Source organism: Paenibacillus sp. FSL R5-0378 (assembly GCF_038009285.1).
Lineage (GTDB): Bacteria > Bacillota > Bacilli > Paenibacillales > Paenibacillaceae > Paenibacillus_AQ > Paenibacillus_AQ favisporus.
In genome coordinates this window covers 138211-151223 of record NZ_JBBPAY010000001.1, presented here as the reverse complement: position 1 = coordinate 151223, position 13013 = coordinate 138211, and the positions used below count along the sequence as shown (strand labels likewise).

At 51.7% G+C, this 13013-nt stretch carries 11 protein-coding genes; 5 read left to right on the top strand and 6 right to left on the bottom strand.

Annotated elements, in window-relative coordinates; genetic code table 11:
• Nucleotides 1-122: 122 nt before the first annotated feature.
• The 5 genes from MKY74_RS00635 to MKY74_RS00615 form a co-directional block, all read right to left on the bottom strand.
• Nucleotides 123-1217 (bottom strand): sensor histidine kinase, encoded by a 1095-nt coding sequence (locus MKY74_RS00635; protein ID WP_076172889.1) that lies wholly within the window; start codon nt 1215-1217, stop codon nt 123-125.
• Nucleotides 1210-1890: a response regulator transcription factor gene (locus tag MKY74_RS00630; protein ID WP_076172890.1), complete on the bottom strand. Its 681-nt coding sequence runs from the start codon at nt 1888-1890 to the stop codon at nt 1210-1212. Before MKY74_RS00630 ends, MKY74_RS00635 begins: the two co-directional genes overlap by 8 nt.
• A gap of 124 nt (nt 1891-2014) precedes the next feature.
• A complete protein-coding gene (locus MKY74_RS00625) occupies nt 2015-2581 on the bottom strand; it encodes a class I SAM-dependent methyltransferase (RefSeq protein WP_076172891.1) in 567 nt (188 codons plus the stop codon).
• Nucleotides 2582-2736: 155 nt separating this feature from the next.
• Nucleotides 2737-3273: a WD40/YVTN/BNR-like repeat-containing protein gene (locus tag MKY74_RS00620; RefSeq protein ID WP_144025461.1), complete on the bottom strand. Its 537-nt coding sequence runs from the start codon at nt 3271-3273 to the stop codon at nt 2737-2739.
• 9 nt (nt 3274-3282) lie between these two features.
• The gene (locus MKY74_RS00615) at nt 3283-3645 is read right to left on the bottom strand and encodes a hypothetical protein (protein ID WP_076172893.1); all 363 of its coding nucleotides are present in this window, start codon (nt 3643-3645) and stop codon (nt 3283-3285) included.
• 173 nt (nt 3646-3818) lie between these two features.
• Here MKY74_RS00615 and MKY74_RS00610 point away from each other — a divergent pair, with 173 nt between their 5' ends.
• A complete protein-coding gene (locus MKY74_RS00610; protein WP_076172894.1) occupies nt 3819-5309 on the top strand; it encodes a glycoside hydrolase family 43 protein in 1491 nt (496 codons plus the stop codon).
• A gap of 89 nt (nt 5310-5398) precedes the next feature.
• Here MKY74_RS00610 and MKY74_RS00605 read toward each other — a convergent pair whose 3' ends face one another.
• On the bottom strand, nt 5399-6538 hold the full coding sequence (locus MKY74_RS00605) for a GntR family transcriptional regulator (protein ID WP_076172895.1): 1140 nt from the start codon (nt 6536-6538) through the stop codon (nt 5399-5401).
• A 433-nt stretch (nt 6539-6971) separates the two neighbouring features.
• Here MKY74_RS00605 and MKY74_RS00600 point away from each other — a divergent pair, with 433 nt between their 5' ends.
• From MKY74_RS00600 to MKY74_RS00585, 4 genes are all read left to right on the top strand, one after another.
• Complete coding sequence (locus MKY74_RS00600; protein WP_076172896.1) at nt 6972-8357, top strand: ABC transporter substrate-binding protein; 1386 nt, start codon at nt 6972-6974, stop codon at nt 8355-8357.
• Nucleotides 8358-8445: 88 nt separating this feature from the next.
• On the top strand, nt 8446-9339 hold the full coding sequence (locus MKY74_RS00595; protein WP_076172897.1) for a carbohydrate ABC transporter permease: 894 nt from the start codon (nt 8446-8448) through the stop codon (nt 9337-9339).
• A 13-nt stretch (nt 9340-9352) separates the two neighbouring features.
• Nucleotides 9353-10171 carry a carbohydrate ABC transporter permease gene (locus tag MKY74_RS00590; protein WP_076172898.1) on the top strand — a complete coding sequence of 273 codons (819 nt, stop codon included), beginning with the start codon at nt 9353-9355 and terminating at the stop codon, nt 10169-10171.
• Between the two features lie 65 nt (nt 10172-10236).
• Nucleotides 10237-12993, top strand: a complete 2757-nt coding sequence (locus tag MKY74_RS00585) for an alpha-mannosidase (RefSeq protein ID WP_084203992.1) — start codon at nt 10237-10239, stop codon at nt 12991-12993.
• Nucleotides 12994-13013 lie beyond the last annotated feature (20 nt).

The following is a 13013-nucleotide window of genomic DNA, read 5'->3' as shown; positions in this document are numbered from 1 at the left end:
CCTGTAATGCGTGTTTCATGCAGCGGCATTGCCGGTTAGCCGGTTAATCTGGAAAAGAAAAAACTTAAGCCGGGGACTCCTGCGTCCCTACAGGCTTAAGTTTTTTTATATACCTAATGGACCTATTCATCTGTGTTATCCCTTAAAGGCAGTGTCAGATGAAAGGTAAACAATCGATTCCTATGCTGGAGCGTCAAAGTTCCTCCGTGCAGCTCCACAATGTTCCGGGCAATGGAAAGGCCAAGACCGGCGCCGGATTGAATGCCTTCACTGCTTCGGGAATGGTCTACTTTATAAAAACGTTCGAAGAGTTTATGTTCCTGCTCTTCCGTAAGGGGGGTTCCTTTATTTTCGATTTCAATGATGATATGCCGATGATCTGACTTCATCATGACGCGCACGGTCCCCGGTTTTTCCGAGTATTTCAAGGCGTTCATCAGCAGATTATCGATGGCTCTGGCTATCTTTTCACTGTCAATGAGGGTAATAGCAGGAGAACTGTCAATCTCTTTCACGATGGTGATTTCATTCTCCTGGGCAATCGGCTCAAATTCAAAAAGCAGCTGATCGAGAAGCTGAAGCACGTCGATCGGCTTTAAGTCGAGGCGAGGCTCAGTTGAGGTCAGCCGGGTATATTCAAACAGATCATCGAGCAGTTTTTTTAAATGTACAGCCTTGTTATAAGTGTTTTGCACAAACCGCGTGTACTCGTCTTGATCCTGGAAGGAATTTGTTCTTAAAAGCTCGATATAGCCGATAATGCTCGTAAGCGGCGTACGCAAGTCGTGGGAAATTCCCGTGATCATCTCCATTTTGGAGTTCTCCAGTTCCCGCTCCTTTTCAATCTGCTGCTGCAAACGCTGCGCCATCAAATTGATGTTGTGCGCAACCCTTCCGAGCTCATCTTTTCGCTTCACATCTACTCGATAATTTAAATCGCCCTCAGAGATCATTTGCAGTCCGTGTTCCAGATGAACCAGGTCTTTTACGATCCGCCGTGTCAACATAAAAAAGGTAAGGATAAAGATGATAAAAAAGAGGGGAGTAAGAAAGTAAGGAAAGATATCTCGGAGAATGTCCCATTTCAATATCTTTAAGAATAATAAAATGCACAGATCGTTTATGGCCGTAGCGATGATCAAACTGAGCACCATTTGGATTAAAATATGGATCTGGATCTTTTTCTTTCTTTTTGGCTCTTTTACGTGTTCATTCAATTTTATAGCCAACTCCCCAAACGGTTTTAATATATTTTGGCTCTCTTGGGCGATCCTCTATCTTCTCCCGTAGATTGCGAATATGAACCATCACGGTATTGTCCGAATAGCCGTAGGGCTCTTTCCAGACGCTTTCGTAAATCTTCTCGGAGCTGAATACCTGCCCAGGATGAGTCGCGAGCAGCTCCAGAATGGAAAACTCCAGAGGAGTCAGCGAAATGGGGTTCCCTTTTAAGGTGACGGCATGCTTAGCCTTATCTATGACAAGGTCTTTAAGGATGATCAGAGAATGAAATTCCTCTTTTCCGATTAAGGATTGCCGCCGCAGTTGAGCTTTGACCCGTGCAAGCAATTCCAGCGGATTAAAGGGCTTGACCATGTAATCATCCGCCCCGGTCGTCAGCCCCGTAATTTTATCGATATCTTCTTCTTTGGCCGACAGCATGATGATGGGGGTGCTGGATATTTCCCTGATTTTCATGCAAGCTTTAATCCCATCCATTCGCGGCATCATCACATCCAGGATGACCAGATGAACCGGGGTTGTTTGGATGATACTCAGCGCTTCCAGACCATCTGCCGCCTCCAGAACATGGTATCCTTCATTGCGTAAATAAACGTGGATGACGTCTCGAATTTCCGGATCGTCGTCTACGACAAGCACAGTGTTCATGGTATGCTGCTCCTTTATTTTCGGATTACGGGTGGTACAGCCGTTCAACATTTGCGGCCCATATTTATTCTACATAACGGGTTGGCCGAAACCAATTTCCAAGCTGATCCGGCGCCAAGATGTTTTACAGCATCTCCTTTTTGCGGCAGGTGTAAACAAAAGCCGGAGGGAAGTTGAGGGGGACAAACTCGATGTTTTCAATGGTGAATGCCTTGGCAAACTGCTTTTTCATTTGCAGGGAGTACTGGAAAGCGACAAAGACGCCTCCTGGTTTTAGCGCTTCAACCATTTGATGAAGTAAGGTTTCGCGCATTTCGCTCGTGAAATTAAAAAAGGGTAATCCGCTGATAATACAGTCAAGCTGGCCGATGCCTTCTTGATGGATGATTTTAACGAGCTGGCAGGCATTCGAATAACAAGGGAAATCCGGGTACTCGATCCTTAAATGATTTCTCATCTTTTTATCTCTTTCGAACAATAACACTTTTGCAGATTCATGTAACTGCGGCTTTATGAAACGTGTGATCGAGCCTGTACCTGATCCGAGTTCCGCAACAGCCTTTACCTCGTTCCAGGGTACGGACTGAACCATTTTAGCGGCAAGGAAGCGGGAACTCGGGATGACGCTCCCTACCCGTTTGGGCTCTTTAAAGAATCCCTGTAAAAATAGCAGATGTTCACTGATGCTCAAGCGGTGTTCCCCCCAATAAAGTGATCGGACAGTTATGAAAAGTCATGATTCATCAAGCTGTATCGCTTGTTGTTGGCATGAAACATCATAACGAAAAAATCTGAGGACTTTATGGGGGGAAATCTAAAGAAAATCTGAAGATTGCATAGAGGGCGTTATTTATCCCAATGTTCTCCGGCATCCTTTGTTGTATAGGTGAATGTCCGGTTCTCCATATCACTTACGAATTCTATGGCCAGGCTGCCGGTCTTGTTGTCAGCAGCATCGAATTGAGGCGGGGACACGTTCTCGTATTTAAAGCCTCCGGGGATATCGATGCGTTGCAGAGCCCAGCTTTTGCCCCCATCTGTCGTTCTGTATAGAGGGACGGTTACGCTGTCGTGGTAGCTTGCGGCAATCCAGCCATGCTGGGCATCAGCAAAAGTAACGCCGGATGCATAACCATCAACCTTATCGGACATGTCGGATACCAGGGAAAAGGATTGTAATTCGTTGTCTGAAAGGTACAGCTTCTTCGTCATTAACCCCGCGCCAGGATCCGAAGTGAGCAAGAGCCATATCTGATTCTTCCCACCTGTTTCAGCCATCGCGACAAAAATATTACTTTCGGTCATTTTTTGATTCAGATCGGGGTCCAACTTTAATGCTGACGATTGCCAGTTTGCTCCCCGATCCGGACTGTAAAAGGTCAATAAGCTGGCTCAGCTGCCTTGGAGGGCGGAATAGATAAACCAACCTTCAGAGCCTGTGGCATGGGCGTAAATCCGTTCGGCATTCTCCGGTACTTGGGCTGGTTCTGGGAAATCCTCAGTCGCTCGAGCTGTTGGTTCAATGCTGCGATTGTCTTTTGTCGTACTTGTTTCTGTTGTGAGATCATCTGGAGTGCCCGAATTGGCATTCTCTAACGCATTTGAATCAGGTGGGCCTTGTTCACTTAGCTTGCCTCCGGTTTCGTGTGCAGCAGCCTCTTGGGGATGAGATCCGGGATCATCCGTCCCCTGGGAGCAGCCAACCATTCCGGAAAGGAGAGTCATGGTCAGAGCAAGAATGGATAAACGCAGCATCTACATACCTCCTTTTTTAGCGATTATATCCAATGGATGCTCTGAACAAGTGACAGGATAATCATAAAGTTTTAATTTGACATGATTTTTCTGCTGATTTTTCGGGTATTTTTGTTCTTCGCGGTAAGGTAAAATTCAAACCATCTATGCAGATCTCCTACAGAGGTGAACCCATGAAATATGATAACCCGGTCATCAAAGGGTTTTATCCCGATCCCAGCGTTTGCAAGGTGAACGATACCTATTATCTCGTTTGCAGTTCGATGCAGTATTTTCCCGGCGTCCCTCTATTTGAAAGCAAGGATTTGATCAACTGGACCCAGATCGGCCATTGTCTGACGCGCAAGAGCCAAATTCAGCTGGACAAGGTCAACAGCTCGGGCGGTGTATTTGCTCCTACCCTGCGGTATAACGGCGGACGGTTCTACATGACCACGACCAATGATACGACGCGCCAAAACTTCTATGTATGGACGGACGACATCTACGGAGAATGGTCGGACCCGATCGGTGTGGATCAGGGCGGAATCGATCCGGATTTGTATTTTGAAGACGGCAAAGCTTATTTTATGAGCAACGGTGTGGACGATGATGGTATCGGCGGCATCGTGCAGTGTGAAATCGACATCGAAACCGGACGGAAGCTGACGCCAAGCCGTTCCATCTGGCAGGGGACGGGAGGACGCTATCTCGAAGCCCCGCATGTATACAAAATCGACGGACGCTATTATTTAGTAGCCGCAGAAGGGGGCACCGAGTTTGGCCATATGGTGACCTACGCGCGGGGGGATTCTCCTTCCGGACCGTTTGAACCGTATTCCCATAACCCTGTGATAACCAACCGGAATATGGGCGGCTATGAAGTGCAGGCGGTGGGCCACGGCGATCTCGTTCAAGACGAGAAAGGAAACTGGTGGCTGCTTCACCTCGGATTCCGGCAGATGGGACAGTGGATTCCTTATCATCATCTGGGGCGCGAGGTATTTTTGACACCGGTTACGTTCGGGGAGGACGGCTGGTTCACGGCAGGACATCATGGCACGACGCTGTCGTCCTTTGAAACCGACCGCATTCCGGATGAAGTCGTGCAGCAGGAGAAGAAGCGCTATACTTTTGAAAATATGGAATGGGACAAGGACTGGTGTTATCTGCGCCATCCGGATCTTGGCAACTACTCGTATGAGCAAGGCGTGCTGGAGCTGAGAGGCACCGAGATAACGCTCGATCAAGCGGATTCTCCCACTTTCATCGGGATTCGTCAAAAGGATTTTGAAGCGGCGATTTCCTGCGACGTAAGCCTCACTCAAGGCGAAGCCGGCATTACACTCTATATGGACGAGAATCATCATTACGATTTGGCGATACGTCAAGGCGGAAGCGGGTATGAGGTCATTGAGCGCCTGAATGTTGGGGATATTAAGTCCATTGAGAAGGCTGTCGATTTGAAAAATAGCAGCCGCGCCTCCCTGGTGATCCAGGCCAGCCCTACGCACTACCGGTTCCTTCTGCGAGCGGACGGCCAGGAAATACAGCTTGGCACCGCACAGACGAAATACCTTTCATCTGAAGTAGCGGGAGGATTTACGGGTGTCATCATCGGTTTGTACGCATGCGGCAAAGACGCTGCTGCCCAATTTTCGAATTTCACATGCGAATATCTATAATTTTTCAATCGATAGGGAGGGCCGTAAGGTTCTCTATCTATTAAAAAACCGACGTGAAAACGTCGGTTTTTTGCTTTTTAAATGCGTCGTCACAGCCCTCTTGGGGCAACGGAAACGCCAGAATGCATCGACGTCGAACGGCGCGGAATGAGGCGGGTCGGCAGCTTGATCTGCCTGTACTCGGGTTCGTCGTTTTCGATCTGCTCGATAATGAGCTTTCCGGCCTCCCGGCCCAACTCCCGTTCCTGCTGCACCACGGCTGTTGGGGGAACGATGCTGAAATCGGGGTATACGACGTCATCAAAGAAGACCACGGAGAGATCCTCAGGTACCCGCAGTCCCATAGCCAAGGCAGCTTGGATGACATGCGGACTGAAATTCGAAGAAAGGGCTGCGGTCATATGCGGGTTGGCCTGCAAAAACTGCTGGATCATCTCGATGACCTCTTCGTCGCTATTGTCCATCCCCAAACGGGTCATCTGCAGGCTGCGGTCGATGAGAATGTGGCGGTCTTCCAGTGCCTGCTCGTATCCGGCGAGCCGATCCTCAATACTCGAGGTTCCTTCCGATTTGGTGGAGATAAATCCGATATGCCGATGCCCCAGATCGTACAAATGCTGAACGGCCTGTTGGCCTGCTTCGTAGTTGTTGGAGCTGACCGAGTTGGTCTCCACTCCTTTCAGCAGCCGGTCCAACAGCACCAGCGGAAATCGGTTCAGTGTCAGCGACAGAATTTCGTTATTGTAATTTTCGCCTTCTACGGGATAGATGATCAGTCCGGCGACGCCGGCCTGCTTCATCTCGCGTATTTTCTGGATTTCACACTCCTGGGAGTCATTCGTTTTGGAAAAGAGCAGATGATAGCCTTTCTCCGCTAAAGAATCCTCAATACCGCTGAGCAAATTGGCGGTAAAACGGTTGTCCAAGCGGGGCAGCAAAAAGCCGACGGTCTTGCTTGCCGGCAGTGCCGCTTCGGTCGACAGCGGGGAAAACAGAGCTTCCGTTCTTTGTTCCGACACGAAGGTTCCTTTTCCCTGCATGCGGTATACGATGCCTCTTTCCACGAGGTCGGACAGCGCATTCTTGACCGTAATCCGGCTTACTCCGAATTGATCCGAGAGCTCATTCTCCGAGGGGATCCGGTTCATCGGCTTCCAGTTCCCGCTGCGGATCTGCTCCAGGATATAATTTTCGATTTTTTTATACATGGGAGTAAACTTTTTCGTCATGTTTGGCGCTCCATTCGAGAATAGGTCTGTTTAAAATATATTACAATTATCCAACCCGAACAAGTATAAAATACAAGTTATTATATCGAATGGTATGTTTTTATAGTTCCTTTCCCTAAATAACCTAGTGAAAAATACGAGTTATTTCAATGATTATTCGTGATAATATTCTTATCACTAACCAAGTTGTATAAAAAAATAAACATTTACATTAAAAAATAAGATGTTTATATTGTTATCATAAGTTGAGTCGAACATCGTGAAGGCATCGTGGAAAAGAAGGCTGGAAGCGATGCGGGGCAAGGTTGGCACTTGTCATATTTTAACAAGGGGGTGGTATCCAAATCCGCCATATTGAAAGGGATTGCAATCCGTATGATCCTTCAGAAATAAAAAAACATATTAACCGATTAAGCGAAAAGGTGGTTATCCCATGAAAAGAAAAGCAACCTTGATGGTAACGATGCTGTCCGTTCTTTGCTTGTTTGTGAGCGCTTGCTCAGGCGGACAGAAGCAGGAGGGCGGCAGCAGCGCGGAAGGCAGCAAGCATTTGACCATGTGGACCTGGAAGGTCGCTTACACGCCGGGAATCGAAGCGGCAGCCAAGCTGTACGAGGAGAAGACCGGAGTGAAAGTGGATGTCGAGACCTTTACGCCTGACGATACTTACAGACAAAAGTTTCAGGCGGCGGCCAACTCGAAAAATCTCCCCGACGTCGTCAACTGGTGGGCGACAGCGGGCGACTCCATCGAAGGCTCCGTGCTTGAGCTGTCGGGCGAAGTCGGCGACGACGTGCTGAGCAAGTATTACGGTACGGCCATGGATCCGATCAAGGTGACCCAGAGCCAAGTCGATTCCTGGCAGAAGGACAAAAACGCCACGACAGTACAAAAGTCGTTGAAGGCGGGGCAGTTCTACGGACTGCCGCTCGATATCGGCGGATTCTTTACCTTTTACGGCAACAAGCAGCTGATCGAGAAGGCGGGGCTTACCGCCGAAGCTCCGAAAACGTGGGAAGAGTTCGTCACGATGATGGAAACGATCAAGAGCAAGACGGGAACACCGGGACTTGTCTTTGGCGCCAAAACGTCCGACCTGTGGGAGAACTGGGCCGGATCCGCGCTGGCGATCATGTATGGCGGGCCTCAATCGTATATTGACCTGCTCGAACGAAAAGCGAAAATGAGCGACCCGGAACATTTGCCGGTTGTTCAGGCGGTACAGACGCTCGCTGACAAAGACTTGCTGATGCCGGGCATTTTGTCAACGGATATCGACGGTGCGGACCAGGCGTTCGCCGCGGGCAAAGCCGCATTTGACCTTGGCGGTTCGTTCACGATGTCCACGCTGCTCGCGATGGGCATGAAACCGGAGGATATCGTCACGTTCCCTGTGCCGCCGATTGACGGCTCGAAAATCACTTCCTGGACGACAGATCCGTTCACGCTGACGATGCTGTCCGTGAATAAAGATTCGAAGAACAAGGATGCCGCGCTTGATTTTATCAAGTATATGACCACGGATCCGGATGCGGCCGTTGCGTTCGCGAATGCGGCCTATACGGTTCCGGCCCTGAATTTGGGCGACCGTGCCAAAGATCTTGATCCGAACCTGAAGGCGATCGTTGACTCGTTCGCCACCGAGCCCGGACCGTATTCGGAAGCGCAGCCGGCGATCAGCGCTTACCGGGGCAAGAACAAGGAGTGGGAAGTGTATGCGCAGTCCATCCAATCCATGATTGAAAAGAAAATGACGGCCGAACAGGCTGCGAAAAAATTCGACGATACGATGAAGAGCCTGCAGGCCAGCGGCAACTGATAACCGGCTCTGGCTGTATGATGCAAACGGCGGCAGGGACACGCGCCTTTCCGCCGCTTGCTTAATCCAAATCCAAAGGTGATGGAAGATGATAACAACTAGAAATAAATGGGTACCGTATCTGTTTTTGCTGCCGGGTGTTCTCCTGTTTCTCGCCGTTGGCGTCTATTCGGTCGGCTTCTCGATTCTGCTCAGTTTTTACAACTGGTCGGGAATCGACTTTTCGACGGCCCGCTTCGAAGGCCTTGCTAACTTCAGGCAGTTTCTGCTCGGGGATGACCCGATCGTCACTCAGAACTTTTACAACTCACTGCTGCATAACGTCCTGATCGGTGCAGCCCAGGTCGTTATCGTCATCCCCATCGCGATCGTGCTGGCGTTCGTCCTGCAGAATACGAAGATGGCGTCGCTGTACCGCACGGTGTACTTCCTGCCGATGATCGCATCGGGCGTGGCGATTTTTTATGTATGGAAAGGACTGTTTGAGCCTACCGGCGCTTTTAACTCCCTGTTTCATGCGATCGGACTCGACTTTCTGACCGTACCCGGGGGGATGCTGGGGAGCTCGTCCACGTCGCTGATCGGCATCATTATTACTTCGATATGGGGCGGCCTTCCGGGCACGCTGATTCTGTATTATGCCGGATTAACCTCGATCGATCCTACCTTGTATGAGGCCGCGAACGTTGACGGAGCCAGCAAGCTGACGATGATCACGAAAATCACATGGCCACTTCTGAAGCCGATTACGCTGATCGCGGTCATCCAGATGGTCAACGGCGCGTTCCAGGCGTTCGAGAACGTGTTCATCATGACCGGCGGCGGACCCTCGGGCAGCTCGGAGGTCATCGGGACGCTCGTGTACCGGACGGCGTTCCTGAATAACGATTACGGGCTGGCCAGCGCGATCGGATGGATATCTTTCCTGATTACCGGAGCCATTGCCATGTTCAGTATCCGGTCGTTCAAAGTCGACATTTAGAGGAGGACCCGAGATGGTCAAGACTATCAAACACATCATTCTGGTTTTATACGGGCTGACCTGCGTGTATCCTTTCTTGTGGATGATCGGCACCTCTTTGAAAACATCCCAGGATGCACTGGCCAATCCGCAGTCCCCCCTCCCCAAAGGGGCGCCTGAGTGGTCCACGTTTGCAGAAGTGTGGAACAAGCTGAACTTTTACCGCTTTTTCGTCAACAGTGTGGTCGTCAGCATCATCGTCATTATTGGAGTCGTTCTGATTTATACGATGATGGCGTATTCGTTCGCCAAGTTCAGATTTAGAGGCAAAAAATTCGTGTATTACACGTTCATTGCGCTGCTGCTCGTTCCTGGCGTGACGACGCTCATTCCACTGTATATCAACATGACGAATCTCGGCCTGCAGAACACGTACGTCGGCATGATCCTGCCGATGATTAACGGGGCCGCGCCGTTTGCCATTTTCCTGTTTACAAGCTATTTCCGGACCATATCGCATGAGCTGTACGAGTGCGCCGTTCTGGACGGCTGCGGGAACTTCAAGATCTACTGGCGGGTCTATCTGCCGCTGGCCCTGCCGGCGATCGGAACGATCGCCATCCTGAACTTTATCGGAAGCTGGAACAACATTCTGTGGCCGATGATTATCGTCGACAAGCAGGAGATGTTCACGCTGCCGATGGGGCTGATGTACCTGGATTCCTCCTCATTTAAAAAATGGAACGAGCTGATGGCCGGAGCGCTGATCACCGTCATTCCGATCCTGATCGCGTTTCCGTTTATGCAAAAGATGTACGTTAAAGGCATGACCGTCGGTTCGGTCAAAATGTAATACGCATCATTCATGCCGTACCATCGATAGCGCACTAGAAAACATACAAGAATGGGATGAAAGAGATGACCATAAAAACAGCGCATATTATTGCGCATTCGCATTGGGATAGAGAGTGGTATTTGCCATACGAAAAACACCGGCTGAAGCTGGTCCGCCTGATGGAGGATTTGATCGAGGCCTTCGAACGGGACCCGGAGTTTGCCAGCTTTCATTTGGACGGCCAATATATCGTCCTGGAGGATTATTTGCAAATGATGCCGCACCGGGCGGAGCAAGTGCGTTCGCTGGTCGAACAGGGGAAGCTGATCGTCGGTCCCTGGTACATTCTGCAGGACGAATTTCTGGTCAGCAGCGAAGCGAATGCGCGCAACCTGCTGATCGGGATCCTCCTTTCGAAAAAGATGGGGGGATACGCGAAAATCGGTTATTTTCCCGACTCCTTCGGCAATATGGGGCAGGCACCCCAGCTTATTCGCCAGGCGGGCATCGATGTCGCCGTATACGGGCGCGGCGTCAAGCCGGTGGGCTTCAACAACGAGGTCCAGTCCGGTAACGAACATACGTCAAAATACTCCGAGATGTACTGGGAGTCTCCCGACGGGTCCCGGGTGTTGGCGATCCTGTTCGCCAACTGGTACAACAACGGGATGGAGATTCCGACGGATCCTGAAGCCGCAAAGGCGTATTGGGCGGAAAAGCTGGCAGCCGCCGAAGCATTCGCTTCGGGACCGGAGCTGCTCTTCATGAACGGCTGCGACCACCAGCCGCTGCAGAAGGATCTGTCCAGGGCGCTGCGCACCGCCGGCGAGATGCTGCCGGACGTGAAGTTCCTCCATTCCAGCTTCCCCGAGTATATTGAAGCGCTTCGTCAGGCGAACCCGGATGCCCTCGATGTCGTGCGCGGCGAGCTCCGAAGCCAGTGGACGGACGGGTGGATCACGCTTGTCAATACCGCGTCGGCCCGGGTGTACATCAAACAGCAAAACGTGCGGAGCCAGACCTTGCTGGAGAAGGTGGCCGAGCCGCTCGCCGTCATGGCCCATTTGACCGGTACGGCTTATCCGCGGCACGAACTGCTGTATGCGTGGAAGACGCTGCTGCAAAACCATCCGCATGACAGCATTTGCGGCTGCAGCGTTGACGAGGTGCACCGCGAGATGATGACGCGCTTTGCCAAGTCGCAGCAGGTGGCAGAGTCGATCGCTGCGGACAGCGCCGCGGCGGTAGCTGCTGCCGTGGACACCTCCGGCTTTGACCCGGAATCGGCGCGGCCTTTCGTCGTCTTTAACACGTCGGGCCACCCCCGTTCCGGCGCGGTTCGCATGACGGTGGACATAGAGCGCCGCTACTTCGATCATCAGGCTCCGCACGAGAAATACGAAGCGTTCAAAGAAGAGTACCGGGTTTTTGATCCGGAGGAATGGATCGTAGCGGACGAAGGAGGCAAGCCCGTTGAGGCTAACATCGAGCCGATCGGCCCGGTATTCGGCTATGACCTCCCGGATAACCGGTTCCGTCAGCCTTATTGGGCTTTTCAGGTGGATGTGGAGCTCTACGTCAAGGACGTCCCGGGAATCGGTTATCGGACCTACGCCCTTGTCCGCAAGGATTCCCTGGCCGAATCCGAATCCGTTTCGCCTGCTGTAGGCGGCGTGAATGCAGGTGGTAACGCGATGGAGAACTGTTATCTTCGGGTGGAGATCTCGGAAGACGGCTCCTTTACACTGTTGGATAAAGTGAATGGCCGGAAGTATGAAGGGCTTGGCATTTACGAGGACACGGGTGACATCGGGAACGAATACATGTACCGGCAGCCGGATGGAGAAGCGCCGCTGACGACGGAGGGCCTTTCGGCGGATATCCGGCTGGTAAAGCATACGCCGCTGGCCGCCATATACCGGATCGAGCGCGTCTGGAACCTGCCGCTTGGAGCGGATGCGCTGCTGGACGAAGAGATTCGCTCCATGGTCCCTTTCCGGTACCGGAAATCCCGCCGCGTTAGCGAGACGGCCGGGGTGAAGATCGTCACGGAGCTCACCCTGGGCAAGGACAGCCGCTCTGTCGGCATCCGGAGCATGATCGACAACACGGTGAAGGACCACCGCATCCGTATGCTGTTCAAGACCGGACTGCAAACGGGCCATGTGATGGCGGACTCCATTTATGAAGTGGCTCGGCGCTCGATTCAGCCTGAAGCCGCGTGGAGCAATCCGAGCAACGCCCAGCATCAGAACGCGTTCATCAGCTTGAGCGACGGCATCGCGGGACTTACCGTCGCGAATCAGGGGCTGAACGAATACGAAGTGCTTCCGGTGCATAACACGATGGCGGTCACGCTCGTGCGCGGCGTCAGAGAGCTTGGGGATTGGGGCGTATTTGCGACGCCTGAAGCGCAGTGCCTGGGAACGCATGTCCTGGAAATGGAGCTGATTTCCCATGATGCCGATGTGGTTGAATCGGGCGCATTTACCGAGGCTTATCAATTCCCGGTTCCGTGGACGGTTCGTCAGACGGGCGTTCACGGCGGCAAGCTGCCTGCCAATCATGCGTTTCTCGAATGGGAGGGCGACCGCCTTGCCTTCAGCGCACTCAAGCTTGGCGAGGAGAATGAGGATCTAATGTTCCGGGTATTTAACGTTTCATCGGCAGCGCCGACGACTCTGTCATTCGCGCCTTCATTCCAGGTGGACGGCGTCTATGAGAGCACCATCATTGAACAGCGCGGGGAAGAGATGGGGAAAAACGAGCAAAGCCGGTATACGGTAGAACTGGGGCCGGCAAAAATTCAGACAGTCGGCATTCGTCCGGCTCTGCGTTAATATAGTCCATTTTGGGGAGG